The 22,536-nt window shown below is 46.4% G+C and carries 20 protein-coding genes; 11 read left to right on the top strand and 9 right to left on the bottom strand.

The genetic code is table 11. The features are described 5' to 3' along the window. Positions 1 to 122: 122 nt before the first annotated feature. On the bottom strand, positions 123 to 2,366 hold the full coding sequence (locus J7E78_RS27120; RefSeq protein WP_215079710.1) for a glycoside hydrolase family 88/105 protein: 2,244 nt from the start codon (positions 2,364 to 2,366) through the stop codon (positions 123 to 125). A gap of 371 nt (positions 2,367 to 2,737) precedes the next feature. Here J7E78_RS27120 and J7E78_RS27115 point away from each other — a divergent pair, with 371 nt between their 5' ends. Continuing rightward, positions 2,738 to 3,565, top strand: a complete 828-nt coding sequence (locus J7E78_RS27115; RefSeq protein WP_215079708.1) for a methyl-accepting chemotaxis protein — start codon at positions 2,738 to 2,740, stop codon at positions 3,563 to 3,565. A gap of 162 nt (positions 3,566 to 3,727) precedes the next feature. Here J7E78_RS27115 and J7E78_RS27110 read toward each other — a convergent pair whose 3' ends face one another. Further along, a complete protein-coding gene (locus J7E78_RS27110) occupies positions 3,728 to 4,546 on the bottom strand; it encodes an endonuclease/exonuclease/phosphatase family protein (RefSeq protein ID WP_215079706.1) in 819 nt (272 codons plus the stop codon). A 279-nt stretch (positions 4,547 to 4,825) separates the two neighbouring features. Here J7E78_RS27110 and J7E78_RS27105 point away from each other — a divergent pair, with 279 nt between their 5' ends. The 3 genes from J7E78_RS27105 (at position 4,826) to J7E78_RS27095 (ending at position 10,679) form a co-directional block, all read left to right on the top strand. Then, positions 4,826 to 6,604: an SWIM zinc finger family protein gene (locus J7E78_RS27105; protein ID WP_215079704.1), complete on the top strand. Its 1,779-nt coding sequence runs from the start codon at positions 4,826 to 4,828 to the stop codon at positions 6,602 to 6,604. A 5-nt stretch (positions 6,605 to 6,609) separates the two neighbouring features. Then, positions 6,610 to 9,630, top strand: coding sequence for a DEAD/DEAH box helicase (locus tag J7E78_RS27100; RefSeq protein ID WP_215079728.1), 3,021 nt, complete (start codon positions 6,610 to 6,612; stop codon positions 9,628 to 9,630). 365 nt (positions 9,631 to 9,995) lie between these two features. Then, complete coding sequence (locus J7E78_RS27095) at positions 9,996 to 10,679, top strand: type 1 glutamine amidotransferase domain-containing protein (RefSeq protein WP_215079702.1); 684 nt, start codon at positions 9,996 to 9,998, stop codon at positions 10,677 to 10,679. Between the two features lie 103 nt (positions 10,680 to 10,782). Here J7E78_RS27095 and J7E78_RS29770 read toward each other — a convergent pair whose 3' ends face one another. The 4 genes from J7E78_RS29770 to J7E78_RS29585 all read right to left on the bottom strand — a co-directional run bounded on the left by J7E78_RS29770 (position 10,783) and on the right by J7E78_RS29585 (position 11,948). Continuing rightward, positions 10,783 to 11,133 carry a family 1 glycosylhydrolase gene (locus J7E78_RS29770; protein ID WP_311518124.1) on the bottom strand — a complete coding sequence of 117 codons (351 nt, stop codon included), beginning with the start codon at positions 11,131 to 11,133 and terminating at the stop codon, positions 10,783 to 10,785. Further along, a complete protein-coding gene (locus J7E78_RS29595) occupies positions 11,120 to 11,428 on the bottom strand; it encodes a PTS transporter subunit EIIC (RefSeq protein ID WP_251035293.1) in 309 nt (102 codons plus the stop codon). The genes J7E78_RS29770 and J7E78_RS29595 overlap by 14 nt, the downstream gene beginning before the upstream one ends. Next, the gene (locus tag J7E78_RS29590) at positions 11,367 to 11,714 is read right to left on the bottom strand and encodes a hypothetical protein (protein ID WP_251035292.1); all 348 of its coding nucleotides are present in this window, start codon (positions 11,712 to 11,714) and stop codon (positions 11,367 to 11,369) included. Before J7E78_RS29590 ends, J7E78_RS29595 begins: the two co-directional genes overlap by 62 nt. Positions 11,715 to 11,792: 78 nt before the next feature. Next, positions 11,793 to 11,948: a CAT RNA binding domain-containing protein gene (locus tag J7E78_RS29585; RefSeq protein WP_311518121.1), complete on the bottom strand. Its 156-nt coding sequence runs from the start codon at positions 11,946 to 11,948 to the stop codon at positions 11,793 to 11,795. Between the two features lie 357 nt (positions 11,949 to 12,305). Between J7E78_RS29585 and J7E78_RS27075 the strand changes: the two genes are divergently transcribed. The 7 genes from J7E78_RS27075 to J7E78_RS27045 all read left to right on the top strand — a co-directional run bounded on the left by J7E78_RS27075 (position 12,306) and on the right by J7E78_RS27045 (position 20,827). Continuing rightward, the gene (locus J7E78_RS27075; RefSeq protein ID WP_215079700.1) at positions 12,306 to 12,842 is read left to right on the top strand and encodes a sigma-70 family RNA polymerase sigma factor; all 537 of its coding nucleotides are present in this window, start codon (positions 12,306 to 12,308) and stop codon (positions 12,840 to 12,842) included. Next, a complete protein-coding gene (locus J7E78_RS27070) occupies positions 12,826 to 13,950 on the top strand; it encodes a DUF4179 domain-containing protein (RefSeq protein WP_215079698.1) in 1,125 nt (374 codons plus the stop codon). Before J7E78_RS27075 ends, J7E78_RS27070 begins: the two co-directional genes overlap by 17 nt. A 33-nt stretch (positions 13,951 to 13,983) precedes the next feature. After that, complete coding sequence (locus J7E78_RS27065) at positions 13,984 to 14,565, top strand: VanZ family protein (RefSeq protein WP_215079696.1); 582 nt, start codon at positions 13,984 to 13,986, stop codon at positions 14,563 to 14,565. A gap of 199 nt (positions 14,566 to 14,764) precedes the next feature. Further along, positions 14,765 to 15,397: a uridine kinase gene (gene udk / locus J7E78_RS27060; protein WP_215079694.1), complete on the top strand. Its 633-nt coding sequence runs from the start codon at positions 14,765 to 14,767 to the stop codon at positions 15,395 to 15,397. A 113-nt stretch (positions 15,398 to 15,510) separates the two neighbouring features. Continuing rightward, positions 15,511 to 15,840, top strand: a complete 330-nt coding sequence (csaA, locus tag J7E78_RS27055) for a chaperone CsaA (RefSeq protein WP_215079692.1) — start codon at positions 15,511 to 15,513, stop codon at positions 15,838 to 15,840. A gap of 332 nt (positions 15,841 to 16,172) precedes the next feature. After that, positions 16,173 to 17,450 (top strand): S-layer homology domain-containing protein, encoded by a 1,278-nt coding sequence (locus J7E78_RS27050; RefSeq protein WP_215079690.1) that lies wholly within the window; start codon positions 16,173 to 16,175, stop codon positions 17,448 to 17,450. 437 nt (positions 17,451 to 17,887) lie between these two features. Beyond that, positions 17,888 to 20,827 (top strand): DUF5704 domain-containing protein, encoded by a 2,940-nt coding sequence (locus J7E78_RS27045; RefSeq protein WP_251035291.1) that lies wholly within the window; start codon positions 17,888 to 17,890, stop codon positions 20,825 to 20,827. 391 nt (positions 20,828 to 21,218) lie between these two features. On the opposite strand, the gene J7E78_RS29885 is transcribed toward J7E78_RS27045, so the two are convergent. Genes J7E78_RS29885 through J7E78_RS29875 form a run of 3 tightly spaced genes read right to left on the bottom strand, consistent with a single transcriptional unit; the run spans position 21,219 to position 22,529 of the window. After that, entirely contained in the window at positions 21,219 to 21,689 is a 471-nt protein-coding gene (locus J7E78_RS29885; RefSeq protein ID WP_311518118.1) for an IS3 family transposase, read from the bottom strand. Beyond that, a complete protein-coding gene (locus J7E78_RS29880) occupies positions 21,634 to 22,071 on the bottom strand; it encodes an IS3 family transposase (RefSeq protein ID WP_311518116.1) in 438 nt (145 codons plus the stop codon). The genes J7E78_RS29885 and J7E78_RS29880 overlap by 56 nt, the downstream gene beginning before the upstream one ends. Before the next feature lie 32 nt (positions 22,072 to 22,103). Further along, positions 22,104 to 22,529 (bottom strand): HTH domain-containing protein, encoded by a 426-nt coding sequence (locus J7E78_RS29875; RefSeq protein ID WP_311518115.1) that lies wholly within the window; start codon positions 22,527 to 22,529, stop codon positions 22,104 to 22,106. Between the last annotated feature and the right edge of the window lie 7 nt (positions 22,530 to 22,536).

The following is a 22,536-nucleotide window of genomic DNA, read 5'->3' as shown; positions in this document are numbered from 1 at the left end:
ATTGCTGCACATGACATAAACAAAAGTAAGCTTTCCTGTCAAAAAAGTAAGGAGTTACAGGAATCAAAAACCACCGGGAATACCATTCCCGGCGGTGATGTTCCCGTCTCAAATGTGGTCTGTCAGGAATGTGAGACCGCAGGTGAAGACACCCTGTGTTCAGCCAGATGTTTCTTCATTTTGGCTACTTCAGTTCCTGCCAGCATCATAATGCCTATTCCGTGATTGTCATTGGTGACGGTACGCAAGTCCTGATCATAATACTCTGCCGTAAACGCATATCGTGATCCACTGCACACGCCATGGACATTCCCTTGACGGTCAATCGCTTTGCAGATGAGTCCCTTCCAAGCCCGCTCGGCAGCCGTGACGTAAACTTCAGGGTCTTTAAACCAGCCAAAGCGTACACCTCTCGCAAAACCATAGGCAAACATCGCCGTGCAGGAGGCTTCTTCATACGTCTGCGGAACATTCAACACCTGATGCCACAACCCGCTTTCCCCTTGGAGTGCCGCGTACCCTTCACACAGCTCATTGAAGAAATGAATTAGAGTCGGGCGCTCAGGATGCTCTGTTGGCAAAGCTTCCAGTACTTCCGTCAAGGAAAACAGTGTCCAGCCATTCCCCCGTCCCCATGGAATCTGCGTTGCCTGTCCATATTTGAAATCATACACATGGGACATAATCTTGAACTCAGGCATAAACAGATACTTCCGATACAGTGAAAATTGTCTGGCGGCTTCATCCAATGCGGTTGAGTTGCCTGTCACCCGGGCATAACGAACGAGAAACGGCGTGCTCATATAGAGGTCATCTGCCCACATGGTATTCTCTGCATACTCCCCTACGCATGTGCGATAAAATGCCCCATCCTCCTGTCGTTCCAAACGGGAAAGCATGAAATCGGCGATCCGTTCAGCAATCGGAAGAAACGTTGGTTCATGACACTCGGAGTACGCTTCCAGCATGGCTGAACCAAAAGAACCACAGTTATCCAGCATTTTCAGCATGACCAATTGTTGATTAACTGCTGGGAAACCATACTGCTCCCGATCCCATAAGGAGTATTCATACATCTGGGTACATGCCTGTACATGCTCAGCCGCATAACGTGTAATGTCCGGTCTCTGCAAATAACGCCCCGTCCGTAATAGACCATATACAGTGACACCCAATGGATAGTCCCAGCGACCATAATTAGTCACACTGCCCACTGTCCATTTGTTGCTTAACATGGCATTTTCATAATAGGGTCTGATCCAGGCATCCGGTCGATCCAAGCGCCAATATGTCTGTTCTAATCCTGTTTGGTACACTCGATCCGTTCGGGTCAGATCCTGCAAATCCGGTTCAACCCCCGATTCAAAAGGGCCGACATATAACCAAGACTCTCCGGAAGCACCGTGAACACGCTGAGGAAGTTCAAGTAGAAGTGGCTTACCCGAAACGGTTGCGCTCAAATTAAAATGCCATGGTTTTGCCGTTTCGGTGCATTCACTTCGGACAAGCAGGTCACTCCGTCCAAAAGAGGCTGGTACATCTACCTCGAACGGACCCGCTTCCTTCACTTGCGCCACGGGCTTGCCGCTAATCCATATACTTAAAGAACCGGAGGATTGACCTGACAATCGTACCGCATTTCCGGTTGAATCGTTATTGTTCAGATGGGTCCAAGCATAAGCATGCCGACCAGGAAGATGCCCGTATATTCTCTCGAGAGCTGGCTTGGTGCTATCTTCATCAGACCAGTCTGTCTCAGGCAGCCAATTCAAGCTGAAGTCTGATTCTTTTCCAAGCAGGTCCGGTTGTTTACTCGTGGCTGGGTTCGGTTGGGAGAACACCCACCCCGCTTGCCCCTGTCTCTCCTGGAATGGAGCAAATACGTTCAAAATGCGCACTTTTCCTTCATCTGACCCAAATTGGCAGCCAAATCCGGCAGGAGTATTTTTCATTTCCAGCCATATGGTGTTCCAACCAGGCTTGATGTCGATGCTGAGCTTCACCGTTGCGTCTGGACTAATCTCATCCATTACGGTTGAGCGATAGACCATCTGCTCATTGAAATAGAAGCGAACAGGTCCATAACAGCGGACCAACACATCCAGATTCCGGTCCTCATCCCCCCAGACCAGCGCAGCTGCATAGGACATATGGTCTTTGGGTGTGTCAGGAAAGCGTTTACCTAAATTCAGATCATAAAGCCCTTTTTCATTTTGCAAAATACCAGACTTCTGGAATACCCGATATACAAAATCAGCCTGCGCATTGGCTCCAATATACCTCTCGGCCAGTACCTTCAGCACCTGATCCTGATCTTCTCCAAATCGGTAATACATGCTCTGCGGTTCACTGAAATAGGTCGTCATCGATGGCACACATCCTTCTCTCGCCTGAAATAAAGTCTTATATCATTGCATTCATACCATCCACACTGGAGCACCAAACTAATATGCAGTAATGAGGTATAGCGCTTAACCTAGGTGAGTAATCCCCTTACCGGGAAGTAGGTATGTCCCTTGGTTATCTTCTGAATAGCCGAATAATAATCCCAGTATAACTGACATGTTCGGTGGTGGCTACAGATTTTTGATTACGCTTACAATTATATCAGATTCAGTCACCTTGTGTCTCCAAGTTAACTTAAATTTAAACAATGGTTTAAAAACGAGAAAACGTTACCGATATAAATACTAGGACGAAAAATTCCACTTTTTGTATCGGGAAGGAAAGATGCACATTGAATACTCTTGAATCTCTGGTAAATGCTACGCCTTTTGTTAGCCAAATGTTCCGTGACGACATATCCATATCCATTAATGATCATGAGAAAGTATTGTATTTTTCCGAAGCAAAAAGTCTGGAGATTGGCGTGAAGGTTGGAGATGAGCTGCATGACGATTATAAAAACTTCAAAATGCTCACCAACAAGGATACACGTACCGTGGCACGTATGCCTGGTGATCTGCAAGGCAGACCTTTTGATGCCATCTTGATTCCTATTAAAGAGAACGATCAGGTCGTTGGTATATTAGGTGTAAACTACGCGCTGGATAGCCATATGACCCTCGAAAATCTGATCCGTGAAAATGAAACAACCATTCATGCGCTCGTCGGTGGCATTCAGCAGATTGCGGCACATTCCGAAGAACTCTCTGCAACCTCGGAAGAAATTCTGCGCAACTCCAAAAAAGCTTCAGAGAACTCCGTCAGTGTGTCTAAAGTAACAAACGTCATTCGTGAAGTATCGGAACAAACCAATCTGCTTGGACTCAACGCCATGATAGAGGCAGCTCGAGTGGGTGATCAGGGAGCCGGCTTTGGTGTAGTTGCCAGTGAAGTACGCAAGCTGTCGGATCATACGAAACAAGCAGCAGCTGATATCGAATCATCCTTAGGTAGCGTGCAAGATTCCATGAAACATATGGAGCAGGAGATCGGTCAGATTACAACCGCAACAGTGGATCAGGCCAAGCTTGTTACCGAATTCATGGAAAGTATCGAACAGCTTAGTGAGACAAGCGCGAATCTGAAAAAGTTTGTACATCAGATGCTGACGCTCGAATAACAATACAGTTCCACAACAGAAAGAACGAACGATATGACATGTACATAACAAATGATTTAGAATGTGAAAATCCTCCGGCCAATTCCCTTTGCAGGAAGTCAGCGGAGGCTTTGTTTCGTATTTGCGGTGATATCACCTTTATGGTTTATGGTCACACGGCTGTTATATCTCTACTGCGACGCCAAAATGGTCGGACACAACCGGTCCGTTTTTACCGTTCAAGACCACGGTAGAAGATTTAGCCTGAATCGGACGATTGGAGAAAATATAGTCGATCCGCAGATCGCGTTTGTTATCGGCCCAGCCGGCAATGGCCTTCACCACGGTTGCTCCTTCATCCTTTTGCAATGCTGTGGTGTACAGGTCATTCCATCCTTTGCTCATCATATAATCATAGCCCTCATCACGCACTTCCGCGACATTATTGAAATCACCCATTATATATAAGGGCTGATCCATGTAGGGGGCAAGCTTGCTCTCCGTCAACTCCCACTGTCCCTTGAAAGGTTCCTGCGCATCATCCCACCAGTTATAGTGTCCGTTCACAAACCAGGTTGCTTCACCTTGGACGACCGTCTGGATTCCCACAATCTTGCGTGTACGATAGTTGTTATAATCCCGCATGTGGGACACGTATTCCCCAAAAGCCTGCTTAATTGGCGTCCGGCTAAGGATCGCCAGTCCTTCATCGTATTTTTGAAACCCGACATGCGCGGGAATCCACGTCCAGTAATATTGCTCTGTCAGCTGCTGAAGCAGGACGTAGGCATAGTTGTCTTTTTTAATCACAGCATCGGATTCAGTAGCATAATACATCTTCAGTTCTTCTTCAGAAAGCGCCGCTTCCTGCATGGATTGGTTGACCTCCTGCATGGAGATCACATCGAATTGATGTGTATTAATAAAATCAGCCAGCTGACTGATCTTGTTCAGTTGATCCTCTTCCGCCCAAGCGTGTGTATTTAACGTAAGTATTTTCATATGCTCTCTCCTGTTGTGTGTAATATGACCGTTTCCCCGGCCTGCATCGTTCCTGATAAGAATACATACGATAAGCATACACAATATGGTGCATTCTTGCATGTCATCCACCAGCATAATCGACATGTTCATCCTGATTCCAGTTGGTCTAAATAACTTCAAATTCTTCATAACCCATGCACGGATTGGCTCATAACTGATATGATGGATACAACAAATTTGCAACATCACGTCACAGACGTGGTGATTACTGAACCTATGTTTACCCCAGGAGATGGAATGATGAACATACCCAATAACATGAGGATGGATGATGCGCAGTGGCAACAGTTGATCAGACAGGTTGCGGAGCATTTTAATAACCTGACGATCATGCGTGGATTCCAATATTATAAACAGAAACGTGTCGGAGCATTAACCTATTCCGAACAACAAGGGATTTCGGCCGTTGTACAAGGATCGGAAGAATATGAGGTCACCCTGAGCATGCAATCCCTGTCTACAAGTCATTGTACCTGCCCGGTGAGTTCCGTATGCAAACATATGACGGCTGTCTTGATGAGTTATGCCGAGCAACTGGAGCGACCTGTGCATGCGATTGTGAATGCGCACTCCAGTACTGCGCTCAAACAAACGACCAAACCCGTCGGTGCCATGACTGCAGGACGTTCCAGCTACGCAGATGCCGATGAACAGCAGGATATGGACATTCCGGATAACCAATACAGCCAGATCAAGGAACGTGCAACAGAGCTTGCTGATCTCGAAATCTCGGAATGGCACGAACTATTCCACTCCTGTCTGAGACGGCTGGGTACCGGCACAGCAAGCACATCCTACGTACAGGAAGCAACGGACGAGCTGTATGCCATTAAACCAAGGCTGAACGCTGCGATGGACCAACTTTTTGAACTACATGTGCAGCTGCACCTCATCCGATTCTGCGTGCCGCCTGCTCGAAACTCCATCACGCATACCCCCGTGTACTTGAGCTACCCTGCCCAGCTCGCGGTGGATGCACTTCTGAAAGACATTGAACGGATCTTTAACCATCCACTAGACCTTTCGGGTCTAAAGGGAAACAAGCTTGAACAACTCTGGAGCAGACTGGCTGAAACCTCAGCTTATTTACGCAAACAGATGATGCCTGAGACAGCCAGCATGATGTTCTTCACTCCGATCTATCGACAACTGTGGTTGAACTGGATCGTACCTGAGCTTCAAGGGTCGCGGGACATGTTAGTGTCGGAACAGGCTATCTTAAATGATATCGAGCGCAATATAACCGCTGCTTCGACACCTCACCAGTCAGGTGGAAGTGTCTTGGATAGCGCTCAAAGTAATGGAAGTAGTAGTGATAGATCAAGCAAAGCCGTAACACTGCCACTGCCGCTAGTACTCGCGCAGAGCTGGATGCACTTCCAACTGGTGCAGGATGATCAGGCGTGGCAACGACTCGTCCATGGAAGTTCGGCCTACGGTTTCCCGCCAGAACATCTGTTGCATTTTCTCCATGTACTCGCAGATTCGGCTGAATGGAAGCGGCTTGGGGATTGGTTGGTACAACTTGGCCCCCTTCTGGCAAATCGGCGCAACACACCTTTGAATGATTACATGCATCTGTGGGACACGGCCATTCAACATCTGCCCGATGCAGAGAACCGTATGTGGGACACGCTTGTCAGTATGCTTCCCCACTCCCGCCCCGCCTACGAGGATGCTATGCATTCGCGTGGACAGTGGCGCAGATGGATTGATTTTCAGCTAAGTACAGGGACGGAACCTCTCGAATTCCGCGTAGCGGTGCTGCAACCGATTGAAAAAGATGCACCTGAACTGCTGCTCCCCTTCTATCATCAGGCGGTAGAGCGTTATATCGGACACAAAAACAGGGACGGATACAAGGCAGCGGTGAAGCTGCTGAAACGTCTGTCCAAAATCTATAAAAAGTTGAAGCAAGAAGCGCACTGGGAGCAATTCATCACCACACTTGCCGTTCGTAACAGTCGGCTGCGCGCCCTGCAGGAAGAGCTTCGGAAAGGTAAACTGATCTCATGAGCTTAATTCATCCTTACACTGAAACGATTGAGGTTCACGTAGCTTTAACCGAATATGGCGATGCTTTGTTTTACGGAGCACTCAACACACACCACTTTGTATCAGGACAGTCGCTTAAGCAGCGATTGTTCGCCTGGCATGCGCCTTCCTTCTACGGTACCGAACTGGAAGTTCGGCAGATTGAGGAGATTGAGCTGGTTGTTCTGCCTGCGGAAGAAGTGATTCCCTTCTTTGCCGAGATGTATACCCTGCTTCATATTGAATGGAAGTGGGACGAGCAAGCGGAACATCTGATTCGACTGGCTCCGGCACTCGCAGCATCCATAGAGAAACGCAAATACGTACCTAGCTTCGAGGCCTACCGTGCAGGACAGCTTCAGTGGACCTGGGACCCGGATAGCTTGAAAAAGCAGGATCGAGCATCGCTTACCAAGGCGATTCAGCAGACGGACGAGAGTTATGCCGAAGGACTTGGGGCGGCCTACTCCGCCTTTGTATTCCAGCGATGGTACAGTTCGGAAGAAGCGGCGACCGATCTGCGGCGTGAATTCCCGCAGTTGTTCCCAGAGCGTGGCACTCTCCCTAAGACAGCCGGAATGGATGCCCAGTCCTGGCTCGTATCCATTGGTTGGAAGGCAGATGCAGCACCTTTCAGACCCATGCTGCAATTGCAGGAGCCAGACGAGGATGAGCCATCTTGGCGGCTGCGACTGGTATTGCAGAATAAGCTGGATGCAGCCGTATTGGTGCCCGTCATGCTGGATTCACGGGGCCGGCTTGAAGGGGAATGGCCAGAGGTATGGACACCGTTCATTCTGGATCGCTCCGCCGGATGGCTGGATCAACTGCGTGCACATCTGCCGCGTCTCGGAAGCTCCATTAGTGGCAGACGGGATGTGCTGAGTGACCCTTTGGGAGATCAGGAAGCCTGGCAGTTCCTGACGCAGGATAGCGGCAGGTTGCTCGCAGCGGGCTGGCAAGTTCTACTGCCTGGTTGGTGGGAAGCAGCCCGTAAGAAGAAGCCGAAGCTGCGTGCCAAGGTGCAGCCGGAGGAAGGCAGTGAGCGGGGACAGTCGTTCTTCGGACTGGACTCGATTATTCATTTTGACTGGCGCATAGCGATTGGTGACATGGATCTCAGCGAAGATGAATTCGCCGACCTTGTTGCCCGTAATGAACGATTGGTACGCTTCCGCGGAGAATGGGTTCCACTCGACCCGGACCTGCTGGAACAGATACGTCGTGCCATGGGCGGTGTAGATCGGGAACAGGGACTCTCATTCCAGGATATTCTGCACCTGCATCTGCTGCATAATGAGCAACGGGAATATCGCAACCAGAAATGGAAGGAAGGACAACAAACCGAGGAGGAAGAACAACCGCAGGCTAATGAGAACATTCGGCTGGAGGTTGAACTTAACGAACACCTGAATCGGATTATCGCACAACTGGGGGGCGGACAAGGCGGTGCGCCTTCACTGCCCATTCCTACAGGGCTTCATGCCGAGCTGCGATCGTACCAGAAGGAAGGTTTTGCATGGCTTGGTTTCCTGCGCAGATTTGGACTTGGGGCATGTCTTGCCGATGATATGGGTCTCGGTAAAACCATTCAGTTCATTACGTATCTATTACACATCAAAGAACATGAACCACGTAAGCCGGGACAGGCTCCGGCACTTCTGATCTGTCCAACTTCTGTACTCGGCAACTGGCAAAAGGAGATTAGCCGCTTCGCACCCTCCATTCATGTCAGTCTGCATTACGGGGCACGCCGATTAAGCGGGGAAGAATTCCGGGAGCAGACGGAGCAAGTGGACATTATCATCACATCTTTTGCTACCGCTACACTGGATCAGGAAATGTTGCAGACTTATACGTGGTCATGCATCTGCCTTGATGAAGCGCAGAATATTAAGAATGCTCAGACCAAACAGTCCCTGGCTGTTCGCAGTTTCCCGGCGAAACACCGTATTGCCATGACAGGTACGCCAATCGAGAATCGGTTGTCTGAACTGTGGTCGATCTATGATTTTACCAATCCAGGATATCTGGGCAGTGCCCGAGCATTTCAGACTCGCTTCATTAGTGCCATAGAGAAGGATAAGGATGAGCAACGGATGCAGGATCTTCAACAGCTCGTGAAACCGTTCATGCTGCGCCGGAAGAAAAAAGATCCGAATATCCAGCTTGATCTGCCGGACAAAAACGAGATGAAGACTTACATTCACCTTACGGGCGAACAAAGTGCATTGTATGACCAATCCGTGCAGGCCTTGATGGATAAAATGAAAGAGCTGGAAGGCATCAAGCGCAAAGGTGCGATTCTATCAGCGTTAACCCAGCTTAAACAGTTATGTGATCACCCTCTGCTGCTAACGAAAGAAGCTTTGCCGGAGGAACTTCCCGAAGACAGTGCACTGACATCTGCTTATGACGTGTACAGCCCACAAGATATGGCGATGCTGATCAGCCGCTCCGCGAAGTTGGAGCGACTGATGGAGCTTGTCCGCGAATTGCGGGACGAGGGCGAGCGATGCCTGATTTTCACCCAATACATCGGTATGGGTCAGATGCTGCAGCAGGTACTGCGTCAGGAGTTACAGGAACCTGTATTGTACCTGCACGGGGGTACGTCCAAAACAGCGCGGGATCGCATGATTGAGGAATTCCAATCCCGTACACTTCCTGAGGACAAGCAACCGTCCGTCTTCATTCTGTCTATCAAAGCAGGCGGCGTGGGATTGAATCTGACCGCAGCCAATCATGTCTTCCACTTTGACCGCTGGTGGAACCCGGCTGTTGAGAATCAGGCCACCGACCGGGCTTACCGGATGGGGCAGACCAAGGATGTACAGGTGCATAAGTTCATCTCTCTTGGTACATTGGAGGAGCGGATCGACGAGATGTTGGAGAGCAAACAGCAGCTCAGCGATAACATCATAACAAGCTCCGAGAACTGGATCACGGAATTGTCGACGGACGAGCTGAAGGATCTGTTCACTCGGCGTCGTGATTGGTCCGGCTAACTTGGATTGAAAAGAAACACAAAAAGAGCGAAGTTTCGGAATTTGAATTCCGGCTTCGCTCTTTTTTGTATTGTTGCAGTTAATCATCCGTTCTTGACGCATGTTACCGATGATGGATGATCTTGATTCCTGCATTTTTTGATAAAATTGATCATTCATCCCCGTTTTTGGGTTGAGATCTTCCGCCATTCTAATTCACAAAAACTCGTTGTTCAATCAAATTACTATCAAATTGGCGATCAAAGATACGGTCATGATTTTACTTTAGAACATGGTTATGTTATATTTACTAATACATTTTACACAATTTAATTTTGTGACATTTAATATAAATGAATGTTATATACTTTACGGGAGGTTTTTATATGAAAAAGATACTGGTTGTTCTAACAAATGTAGATAAGTATGCAACGAAGGACGAGCCTACTGGCTTGTGGCTGAGCGAAGCGACTCACTTTATTGAAGAGTTTGAGCATAATGACAATGTTCAGATCGATCTGGTTAGCCCTAAAGGCGGTAACGTACCTCTTGATCCGAAAAGTCTGGGCGACTCTCTGGATGAGAGCACCAAAGCCTATTTCGAGAACGAAACATTCATGAACCAACTGAAGAACACGTTGAAACCTAGCGAAGTAAATGCAAGTGACTATGATGCCATCTACTTCACAGGGGGCCACGGTACGATGTGGGATTTCCCGGACAATGCCGAACTTCAAGAGCTTTCTCGTGATATCTATGAAAAAGGTGGCGTTGTATCCGGTGTGTGCCATGGGGTTACAGCCCTGCTGAATGTGAAGCTGTCCAACGGCCTGCTTTTGATCAACGACAAAACGGTTTCCGGCTTCACGAATGAAGAAGAAGCATTGGCTCAACAAACCGAGTATGTTCCTTTCCTGCTGGAAGATGCTTTGAGAGAACGTGCTGCACAATACGATAAAGCGGCTGCCTTCAGCTCATATGTCACAACAGATGGCCGCGTGGTCACAGGACAGAATCCGCAATCCAGCAAAGCTGTAGCTGAAAGTGTTAAACAACTGCTGGGTCTGTAAAATAAACCGATCGATCCCTCTCCTCCCCCAGGAGATCATATAGATGTACAAAGCAAAACAGCACGTGATCCGTCATAACCTGACAGAACACATGCTGTTTTTTCTAGTGATTTGTTGATGCAGAAGCTTCCGTCGCTGTTCCTCCAGCCAGACGCTTCACGATATAAGGTACGGTCACCGACGTCAGGATCACAGCAAATGCAATAGCGTAGCGAGTACACCGGTAGGGATCGTTGATTGTTCCGTCCCCATTCAGCTTGTCGTAGAAGCCTGAGCTGTTCTCCAGAATGAAGACTGGTTTTTGATACCGATCGTAGACGAGATTAAGTGTATACCGCAGGCCAATCGGATCAATCTGCCAACCCCACTCATTAGCGGGCAGATGCGGGTTTTTATATACACTGTGTACATTACCTGCCTTTAGTTCGAGCTGCTCCGTATCACTGCTGGGAATTCAGAATGATTGGAATGACGGAAGAGGAATATTTCATTAACAGAATCGGCATACCGAGAAAATCAATACTGTTTACACCTGTCTCAGCAATCTGAGCCGCAGCGTTCAAAATAGTTGGATGCATTAATCCCGCAGCAAGAGCTACCGCCAAATAGGGATTGGTTTTGAACCGGTTTGCTGCACTGACAGCCAGGAAGAACGGCATGAAATAGAAAATGCAGTCCCCGATCATGTTAATGATCGTCAGGAAGCCGGAGCCTTCCAGGTAACCCAATGCCGTTATAACGGTAGCCAAACACTTGATCATCCCGTACTGGCAGAACAGGCGTGAATATAGCTGCGATGGTTTCAAGCACTACGTTGACGGGGTTACGTCTCTTTTTCGGTCCACTGTCTGTAGACTCCGTAAGCTCGCCAATATGATCAGAAGTTAGATTCTTCACTTCACTGTATACCGCGTCTACTTTGGCACCGATAACAACCTGAACCTGTCCCACGGAATTCTGCGCCTTAAGCACACCCTCGAGCTGATTGAGTGCATTCAGATCGGCCTTGCCAGCATCCTTCAATACAAAACGCATATTTGATCACGGACAGGATCTGACTACCCAGCTTGATGACTTCCTCCGCGAGATAAATATCCTCAATAGGAAAACTGTTCAGCAGATCATACATTCGGATATTTTTGTTGCTACGAAAATTTTCTCCACCAAGTCCGTCTCTGTCAGCTCGTGAGGCGTTTTCAGGAATCCACCCTTGCCTACCACAAATACCTCGTTATGTTCATTAATGGCAATCGCCACATTGTTATTCACTTTCTTAATAACCCTTCAATATTCTCACCCCCCAACAAAAATAAAAAAAGACCGAGAGCGATTACAGTAAAGCAATCGAATTCGGTCATGCCTGGTTTCCCCAGTAACAGTCCATATTATGAATATAAGTTTGTCATAGTGCTGTTTTTGAAAAGGCCAATCATCCAATCTTAGGGAAAAATCAGCCTCTCTTATCGTTGAAGGGAACGTAGAGACCCGATACGTCATATATAACAACGCCCTTTTTTAAAACTATAAAAAGAAAATGTGACCATACGCCCTACCCGCCAGTCTAATTCATATAAAAACCAGCCAAGTGCTGAGTTCACCCCTCAAATATGAAAGGAGCTGTTATCCATGGGTTCAACCGATCTCGTTAACCAGGCCATCCAAGGAGATCGTGAAGCCTTTATCCGGCTTATTCGAGACATTGAAAACTCTTTGTATAATACGGCAAAATCCATGCTGAGAAAAGAGGAGGACGTGGCCGATGCCATTCAGGAGACCATTCTGAACGCATACAAATCGGTGCATACACTCCGGGAACCCCGGTATTTTAAAACCTGGCTGTTTCGCATCCTCATCAATGAATGTAACACGATGCTGTCCCGCCGCTCTCTCTCCACCGCCTATGCGGAAGTACCTTCAGAAAAGCGGGAGCAATCCAGTCCCTACGATGAGGTCGATATGCGAGAAGCGGTAGACCGTCTTGAGGAATCGAAACGAATTGTTGTCGTTTTGCATTATTTTGAAGACCTGTCCCTCCGTCAAGTCGCCGATGCCCTGAATATTTCCGAAAGTGCAGTAAAAATGAGGCTTACTCGGGCAAGGCAGGAGTTATATCAGAAATTCAAAAATTTTCGGGAGGTAAACTTACATGTCAAACCCGTTTAATATCGATCAGGAATTAAAGAACCAAGCAAAGGAGCGTCCCCTGATGTCTGAACTCGTGCGTAACCGGATTGATGCCACACTGGAATCTCTGCCAGCATCATCAAACACATTGAAAACCAAACAGACTTTGCGCTCCAGTCGCCAGAACAAGCGATGGCACAAGGCTGCAGCTGCGACGATCGCAGCCGGAGTATTGGGCGTGACCGTATTTGCATCCGGCTTTGTATCACCAGCCATGGCTGCCTCCTTGCGCAATATCCCACTCGTGGGCAGCCTCTTCAGCTCAATAGAAGCCGATATGGGTCTGCGAACAGCGGGCAACGAAGGCTTGACTACCCCTGTTAACAGCAAGGTCGCTTACCAAGATGTGAAGTTGGAAGTGCTTGAAGCGTTCTATGATGGTACCCGTGCTGCGTTTCTGGTTCATTTCACTGCGCCTAATCTGAATCAAGGCGAATATGACAATGGCAGGGACATCGTGAAACTGAGCAGCGGAATTGAGAATGTTTTTTTCAAAGTCGACGGGTCCCTCCCGAATAGCGGACTATTCTATAGTTCGGTAGGAGAAACACAGCCAAATACACTGCTCTTTGAGCAGGTCATTTCCTCCGATCAGGGAACTACACATTGGCCGGATCAGTTTGACGCCAAAGTTCAATTGACGTTGCAGGGTATTGATCATGAGTTCGAGCTGACGGTTCCATTTACCAAATCAACAGATAACATTCAGCAGGTTCTGCCTAAGACAGCCATGACCAACGATTTGTATACGGCGGCTGTTACGGAAGCGGAGGTTACCCCTGTCACTACTCGCCTAACTACTGTTATCAGTTTGAATGATAAGAATACTCTTACGGCAAAAGAGCAGGAACAACTGAGTCACATCGGATTTGCCGTCTATGATGATCAAGGGCGGCAACTGACCTCACTTAGCGGCGAGGGCACCTATAAGGGAACCCAATTAACATCCGAACGCATATATGCCACAACTGCCAAGGATATAAAATATCTGATAGTGAAACCTTTTGAGATCAAGGATGACTTCGCTGAAGAGGTTAAAGACACACAATTCATCAAGGGAATGGAAATGAAGATTCAGCTTCAATAGCCTGATCTCATTTCCTTATGAAGGAGCCATTCCATGTCCATCCAATATTCAATCTCATCTCCCATCGTACTTGGTCCGTTATTCGTTCTGGTCCTGCTCGCCCTGATGCTCCATGTCAGGGTGAGCAAAACCAGGTATACGGTCAGACAGTATGTGTCGATGCTCGCATTTGCCATATATATGTTGGGCGTTATGCACTTTGTATTTTTCCCTATCGACGTGAACATCGGGATCTATGCTAACCTGACACCATGGTATCAAAGCATTCAATGGATTCCACTTCTGACCGCGGATGCACCAAGCTTTCTCCTCAACATCGTACTGTTTATGCCACTGGGGTTCATGCTTCCTTTCATAAAGCCTTGGATTCACTCGATACGAACAGCAACATTAGTAGGATTGGCCCTAAGTTTCCTCATTGAAATTACACAGTTGCTGCTCCGAGTAACCTTAGGCAACGGTCGCAGCACCGATCTGAACGATATAATAGCCAATACAACGGGAAGTGTACTTGGCTTTATCATCCTGAATATGTTCACCAAAAGTTCCATCGGACAGCGCCTAATGGCCCTATGGGAGTCACCACGGGGAGTATCATCCAAAGATATGCAGTAAAATGAATATTAGCAAGCATAACACCCCTGAAGGCAAAACATGGTCCATACACCAAGATGAAAAAAGCCGTCTGCTATGGTACAATGAAAGAATTGTGTATTCAGAGTCAGACATGTGGATAAAGGTACTGAATCGATTGTGGATCAGTACTCTTTATTCATGATTATGCTGCCATTCTAGGGAGGCTTATGGAACAACCATGCTCATTATTGGTATCGCCGGAGGAACCGGCTCCGGTAAAACGACGGTAGCTCGCTCCGTCATAGACCGTCTGGGATCAGGTAAAGTCACGTTTATATCCCAAGATAATTATTACAAAGACCAGTCGCAGCTCACACCTGAGCAACGCCGACTCACCAATTACGATCACCCGTTTGCATTCGATAATGATCTGTTGATTGAGCATCTCACCCTGTTGAAAAAAGGCCAAGCGGCGTATGCTCCCGTATATGACTTCACCATGGATAACCGTGCTGCAGGTGAGACGGTTGAACTGGCACCTAACCATATTGTCATTGTAGAAGGATTGCATGTGCTGATTGACGAACATCTTCGCAGTCTGATGGACATCAAAGTATTTGTTGATACTGATTCCGATGTGCGGATTCTGCGGAGAGTACTGCGGGACATTGAGGAACGCGGACGCACGATCCAATCCGTGTACAAACAATATCTCGAAACGGTAAAACCGATGCATGATGCTTTTATCGAGCCATCCAAAAAGTATGCTGATATCATTATTCCAGAAGGCGGACATAATGAAGTAGGTATTCAGATGTTATCCATCCTCACCGAGAAATACCTCACCGGAGAGAATTGGAACGGCGCATAAATGGCTGCAAAGCACCACAACACAGAAATCCAGGTTACGATACAGCGTAATCTGGATTTTTTGTTGATTTTTCATTTATAATAATCCCCAATAGTTGAAAGGAGATCTACCTTATGGCTACTTTTGAAGAGTTCATGCAGCATGACATCCGAGTCGGTACCGTGGTGGAAGCCGAACCCTTCCCCAAGGCTCGCATACCCGCTATTAAAATGACGATCGATTTCGGACCACTTGGCCTGAAACGTTCCAGTGCTCAGATCACCCAGCGATACACGCCTGACATGATGATCGGCAAACAGGTTGTTGCTGTAGTTAATTTTCCACCTCGGCGGATTGCCGGTTTTGTCTCTGAAGTACTCGTACTGGGCGGCGTGCATGGTGAAGGCGATGTTGTCTTGCTCTCACCGGATAGCCCATTACCTAATGGAACACCGATAGCCTGATTTTATTTTTGAGTAAGAAGAATAGGGCTTTTCAAATGTTTGGAAATCGAGTATCCTTGATTTATTGATTATTGATGGAACTACATATGTTGGAGACCTTAAAGCATAAGGCTATGAATCTGCAGATTCGTGGCCTTTTTTTGTGTTTTTGAGGAAATATAGGTCTGGAGCATTAGTAAAAGTTCTATGCAGAGGAGGGATTTTGTTGATAAATCATACCAACAGCCTAGTTATACATGGTAGAATATTGATTATTATTACAAATTTAGTATCTAGTAGTCTGAATAGTACATATCAAGGAAAAAAATTCACAATTGAGAGGAGTAAGATTCATGAAAAAAATGATGATTTCCGGCGTAACGGCATTAGCTTTATTAACAGGGGGTATCGTAGGTTTTGGAGGTGTTGGGAGTTCTGTAGAAGCCGCACAAGCTACAATAAAATTCAAGGACGTTCCTTCTACACACTGGGCATCTTCAGCAATTAATTCGGCCGTGGAACAAGGTTATTTCAAGGGGTATGCCGACGGGACATTTAAACCAAGCTCACCGGTCACCAAAGCTGAAATGGCAAGTATCCTGGGACGTCTATCCGACCAACCTACTGCAACGACACAAGAACCAAACAATTTCACGGACATACCCGAATGGGCAAAGAGCGGTGTCTCTACTGCTATAGCAAAAGGTTTTATCAGCCCTTCTAATTACAAGGGTAAACTGGATGCACAAGGCGCTCTTCAACGAGGCGAGATGGCTACTTGGCTGACGCAAGGGCTAACCGTGGTTGATCCCGAGTACAAGCAAGCACTCTCTGATGTGACAAACACCGTTGTTCCTGCAAAGGAATACTTCACAGGTAAACTCGCAAGTTCTCAAAAAAATGCAGTAGCCGTTGCCCTGGGAACGGGACTGATGAGTGTGGCAAACGATAAAACATTTGGCGTTGATCGTACCACCACTCGGGCGGAAGTAGCTGTATTGATTGCCCGTTATTCAGCCGTTGCCAATACTAAGCCTGCCGATTTCCAGGGTCTGAATGAGCTGCGGGCGGTGGGTTTGACGGGGACGAATTTGAATATTATTGCGCCATCGTACGAAAAAACACCTGAGAAAAAGGTTGGACCCAACGTTGACTACAGTGAGGTTACAGACGACTTCTCAAAAGTTCGTAATAAAAATATTATTACAGATACTAAATATGCCGATCTCAAGATAAAAAATTGGATTATTGTTAATACCTTTGCGAAGGGTGCTGAAAGAAGTATTTATTATCCTGTTTTTGTAGATGAAGGATACACCCTGGTACGAGGAGCTTATTATTCTTTTGCGGAACTTGAATTGAACGTGAAAAGTACTACCATGAATGCACTACAAGCCGGAAGTTTACTTAATTCAGCAACAATTAATCCTATGAATTCTCCAACTTCGAAAACCTTTGCTACCTATGCTGGGCCTGTAATTAATGATTTCACAAAAAGTAGAGGGGTATTCGCTGTTAATAATCCAGTCTACTGGAGTAGAGGACTTTTACATTTTGATAAAGAGCTGATTTTTGCTGTCAGTCTTGTAACCAAAGAAGGCGCTGCTTACAGCGTAATAGCCACAGATTAGAGGGATTAAATTTGAGGGGAAAAAAAGCTGTTAAAAAAATGTTGTTGTTCGTGTTATCACTCGTATTACTTGTATCATCAGTAACTCAGGCCTCTGCAGGTGGAGGACCGGGAATTAAACCTGAAATAAACACATTCCATATGGAGCCTTCTACACCTGCGAAGTCACAAAAAAAGGTTATCCCTGTTGAAGGGAAAAAGAAAACCAATATAGGTGTATATATTTACCAAATTAACAATCTAAAATGGAAGGTTGATGGCCAGTGCAATAACATCGAGCTAGAAAACGATCCCACGAAAAATCTTCCGGTATCTTCTACAATCTGTGTCGACCTTGATTTGGATAAAGATGTTTATATTCCGACTGAGTACTTTGATAAAGTAGGTGAATCACATTCTTCTACGGAAATAACTGATAAATCTAAAGAACCTCACTACATGGATAATACAGCTTACTATGAGCCAGGGCTGCCCATTTTGGTTTCTGTTGAATCATTTACAGGTCGTAACACAAAATTCACCACTCAAATTGGTGGTGCTATTCCACCTATCAAAACGGAAGAATATTCCCCTTCCAAATGGAATGCTGACTATCAATTCAACACAGATTTATATTGGCGAGCCTTTGCAGAAATAACCAAAGAGATCAACCTCACCGCTGGCGGGCAACTTAGCTTGAACCAGTCCAAACAATTGAATGCAACGGTCAAAACCAAAAATGGAGATGGAAACTTTGGAGTAGAGACCAATGTAAACACCGGCAGCGGTGGTACAACGACATGGGAATCTTCCAATCCTGGTGTCGCTACCGTTAGTAACTCCGGAGTAGTTCAAGCCGTCAGCAGAGGAACCACAACCATCAAAGTACTGTGGGAAAAGGATGATTTTGAGCTAACTACCACAACAAACATTGGCGTTGAAGAAAATCCGGGTCCTGGTGGTGAGGACGGTAACGGAGGCGGTGGAGGTTGCACACCAACGATTGGACCACCTTCTGCTGGAACCATTATGAGCATGAATGATCTCGATCCAAATGCCAACGGTGTTATTAAGTCAGATAACAGAGATAATGAGACATTCAATGTGTTAAGAGGAATCCCTACTTCCGAGTCACTCTACACAAATGCCTTTGCTGACAATTACCTGTTTAAACAAGCCTGGGCGAAAATGAGTGGTAAAGTTACATACAACTGTAATGTCACAATCTCTTACGATAGAGAATGGACAGTACCTGGACCAGAAATATGTGATGATGATGGTTGTACACCAGGGCCACCTGTACCCGCGAACGACACGGTACCCAAGCCATACACCTTCCAGATCACAAGAGACTACTCCTACTGGAAAATTAACAATCTGGAAGTATACAAGATCTCTAAAGCAACCATGAATAATTACGCTTTGCCCGGTGAGACCGTTACGATGAATCCAACAGGATACACACCACCAACACTGGAGTCTACAAATGATGAATCCGTAGAAAGCCATGTACGACCCGGGCAAACCACTTCAATCTCATATACTCCACCCAAATTAACAGGTGGTTTGAACCAACCTCCCAGTGTGCCTGATGATACATCACGGTTAAAAGGGATGGCTGAATCCAATACACCTCAAAGTAAAGTGAACAATGATTTAGTTAAATTCAACAGCACAACCATTATGAATGATGTGGAAGCAACCAAAGAGGGCCCAACACCATCCAACATTCCTAATCCAACGACAATTGGGCGTGATGTGCTGTACAAACCGGGTAATATGATCAGCAATTCCCTGCTGAATAAAGCAAACACCACAAGCTCTGGTGAAATCTATTATGATTTGCTACCGGGTAACGTAAATGGTGGCTCCAATAAAATATTACCGATTACCGGCATCAACACCGTCACAGTGCACACCCCTGTCGTCAACTACGCCTGGGTATCGGATGATCAGCCGCATAATCAGAAAACCGGACCGGACCCAACCAGCGCTGCACTCATTCTGGAACGTCCGTTCATTGTGCGAATCCCTACATCGGGACAACACTTGGACGCAGCAAGTTATCCCGGGTATGGGAATCGGGACTATGCCAAATATTTTCGAATCAAACAGGTGCAATTCCCGTTTGATGTCTACAACGCAGACCGGAGTCAGTTTATCCCCACCAAGACATGGGTTGATATTCCGGTCAATCAACTGGATACCACATTTTATCTCCCTGTATGGGTAGACGAAGGCAAATATCACATTACATTCCGCAATATTGCAGAGAATGCACCTGCAAACTTTACAGAGCAGCAGGATGCCAATACCAATCTGGCACATCATGTTGCAGCGGACACCGTTCCGGTAGATGTCATCGGGAGGTTATATGATTTTCACGTCACTGATATCTCCGATTACAACTGGGAAAATGTATTTCGCAAGCGACTGGGTAGTCCCGAACCAACGGGCTATAGCTATTGGACCGGGATGAATAGCATTGATGGTGATCCACGAGGTAACCTGGCTCCATTTGTATTACCCATTCGACCAGGAAGCCATCCGGTGCAGGGATTTGCTAACGCAACCGTGAAGACAGGGTACCATTTCAAGTTTGATCTGAAGACCAAGGGCAATATGTTTGGCAAACAGGATGGTATTCGAATCACACCCACTTTTGCATTTGTAAGTAAAGGCGGGTCCTCCCGGCAAGAAGTGGATCTGTACTACCATCGAGGCCAGGAACGCCTGATCCGTATCGGATCCGCTCAGGATCTGGAGAAACGCTTTGTTGTCCTTAACTCACGTCTTCGAAATGTACCCGGCACAGAGTTAGGTGATACAGCGCGTTATCAGTATACTTATGAACTGTCAGGGGAAGAACGCAACCAGCGTACGTTGGCGGAACATATGGTTCGCCTGGTCGATCAGACGTCTCATCAAAAAACATGGGTAGGTCGTTATGACTGGATGATCCTGTCTGCTCCAATTCGGACACTCATCGGACCCAAAATGGACATTCCTTCCGGGGTCAACGTGGACCGAGCCAATGCAGCAATCCAGCGTTGGTACGGGGAGTACAGCTTGCCGGCCGATGTATATGCCGTACCAAAAGGGACGGATCTTGAACCCATCGCCAGACAAAATCAGCTGGATGAGAAATCGAATGTTTTTCTAAAGAATGGTTATATCGTGGTCAACTTCAACATGGAGAGCCTGCGGAATGGAAATACAGATGCACCCCATCTGCAATATATTCATGCGCCGCTGATGAATCAATGGCAGATGGAAGGTTTCAACAAAACGCCAACAGACAGTCAAGGCAGAACCTGGCCGCTGAAGGATGGCGATATTGTCTTTTACCAAGCTGATCAGTCCAGCCGGAACGATTTTCAATCCCAGGTACCACACTAGTTCTGAATCACCCAAGTCCAATACAACTGACTAAGCAGATGTAGAAAACTATGATGTGGACAGAAGAGTCTTATGTCTAGTACCTCTCCAAAATAGATTGAATATCCGTAGAGCGATAATCGCCCAATGAAGCAATCAATAATGTATGATGAAATAGCCATGAAGTGCCAGACTAATACTATACAGCCTGCGCAAAACTATGGTGTACTGAATGACATAGGTGCTCTAAACGACATACGATCTAACATTAACAAGTTATTGCTGTATCACGTCCCAACTACACACAACATGCCTGTTATACAATAAAAGGGTTCCCCTGAAAGTCATCTATGGACTTAAAATGTACCCCTTGTAAAGGACAATTTAAAAAAGGTTAGGCAACTTCAAGCTGCTATCTGTATCGTGCAGGCGGCAGCTTGTTTAAGTTCCATTGACCTCGATAATGATTGTAATAAATCATGTAGCTTTTTACTTCTTGCTTGACCTCTTCCAAGGTCATACATGTTTTGAGATTCGTTTCATCTTTAAAATGCCCAAAGAAGGACTCTTGTGGAGCATTATCCCAACAGTTTCCTCGACGCGACATGGATTGACTTAGCCCCATGTTCTTCACAAGCTTTTGAAACTTTGGGTTCGTATAGTGAAATCCTTGATCCGAATGAATCAACGCATCCGGGGTGAGATGACGATGCTTTTTGAGTTGTTTCAACGTCTCCATCGCAATGTCCAAACCGAGTGAAGCAGAGACTTCATAAGCTAAAATCTCATTACTTTCAGCGTCTTTAATGGTCGATAGATAGGCTCGCTTATTTTTCCCATACGTTAAATACGTGATGTCTGTTAAATAGTACCTTGCCTGCAATCCCTTGCTTAAAAGCTCGATTTAACGTGTTAGGACAGGTTCGATGCTCGTGGGTAGCTTTGGCCATACGACGTGCGGGATTCGCTTTTCGAATCGGACAAACGATGTTGTACTTTTGCATGACACGACGAATTCGCTTGAGATTATATGTAACTCCATAGTGGAGCTCCAGCGTCATTTTGATTTGACGAGCACCTTTCGTTCTTCCTCGGTAATGGTAGGCTTTCAGAATGATTGCTTTTACTTTCTGATCGTCTTGTTCCTGATTTTGACGATGTAACCTCGCATCTTCGCTACAATATTGGTAATAGCCCGAGCGTGAAACTCCAGCAATTTCACAAAGAACATGCACCTTGCGCTGGAAAGGGTATGTATGCATCATCTGTTGAATTAGTTCGAATTTTTGCCGCGTACTTAGTTGGATTTCTTTTTTCTCATCTGCCTTTCGAGTTGATCGAGCTTTTTTAAGAATTCATTCTCCGCTTCAAGCCATTTCATTTTCGCTTCCAAACGGGCATATTTTTCTTCAAGACTTAATTCACGGGTCAGAGGACGGCCTGGAGCATGTTTCCTACCGTCAGATAACCCAGCAGGTCCTTGTTCTTGAAAAGCCGTACGCCATCGATTGGAAGCCTTTCGAATCCGAGTTGCACCCAAGACGTCCACAGGAAAGCCCGCTTCCTGAAAAATCTCACTAGGAAGCGTACCTTGACTGTATTCTTGAATAAATCGTTCTTTGAACGTATCCGTGTACGTAATAGCTTTAGTACTAACTTTTTTCACATAGGGATTTCTTCTTAACTGATCTTGCTCTTGATTTGTAAAGTGTTTTTTTGACATTCGTTTG

It is taken from the genome of Paenibacillus polymyxa (genome assembly GCF_018614975.1).
GTDB lineage: Bacteria > Bacillota > Bacilli > Paenibacillales > Paenibacillaceae > Paenibacillus > Paenibacillus polymyxa_E.
Note: the sequence above shows the minus strand (reverse complement) of the source record. Positions and strands in the feature narration are given on the sequence as shown.

Bases quoted from the DNA above. Each gene is read 5' to 3' on its own strand.
- J7E78_RS29880 (WP_311518116.1), bottom strand. From the start codon at position 22,071: ATGATGCATACATACCCTTTCCAGCGCAAGGTGCATGTTCTTTGTGAA.
- J7E78_RS27120 (WP_215079710.1), bottom strand. From the start codon at position 2,366: ATGACGACCTATTTCAGTGAACCGCAGAGCATGTATTACCGATTTGGA.
- J7E78_RS29875 (WP_311518115.1), bottom strand. From the start codon at position 22,529: ATGTCAAAAAAACACTTTACAAATCAAGAGCAAGATCAGTTAAGAAGA.
- J7E78_RS27105 (WP_215079704.1), top strand. From the start codon at position 4,826: ATGATGAACATACCCAATAACATGAGGATGGATGATGCGCAGTGGCAA.
- J7E78_RS27070 (WP_215079698.1), top strand. From the start codon at position 12,826: ATGTCAAACCCGTTTAATATCGATCAGGAATTAAAGAACCAAGCAAAG.
- J7E78_RS27075 (WP_215079700.1), top strand. From the start codon at position 12,306: ATGGGTTCAACCGATCTCGTTAACCAGGCCATCCAAGGAGATCGTGAA.
- J7E78_RS27050 (WP_215079690.1), top strand. From the start codon at position 16,173: ATGAAAAAAATGATGATTTCCGGCGTAACGGCATTAGCTTTATTAACA.
- J7E78_RS29590 (WP_251035292.1), bottom strand. From the start codon at position 11,714: ATGCGTTTTGTATTGAAGGATGCTGGCAAGGCCGATCTGAATGCACTC.
- udk (WP_215079694.1), top strand. From the start codon at position 14,765: ATGCTCATTATTGGTATCGCCGGAGGAACCGGCTCCGGTAAAACGACG.
- J7E78_RS27110 (WP_215079706.1), bottom strand. From the start codon at position 4,546: ATGAAAATACTTACGTTAAATACACACGCTTGGGCGGAAGAGGATCAA.
- J7E78_RS27095 (WP_215079702.1), top strand. From the start codon at position 9,996: ATGAAAAAGATACTGGTTGTTCTAACAAATGTAGATAAGTATGCAACG.
- csaA (WP_215079692.1), top strand. From the start codon at position 15,511: ATGGCTACTTTTGAAGAGTTCATGCAGCATGACATCCGAGTCGGTACC.
- J7E78_RS27045 (WP_251035291.1), top strand. From the start codon at position 17,888: ATGGATAATACAGCTTACTATGAGCCAGGGCTGCCCATTTTGGTTTCT.
- J7E78_RS27065 (WP_215079696.1), top strand. From the start codon at position 13,984: ATGTCCATCCAATATTCAATCTCATCTCCCATCGTACTTGGTCCGTTA.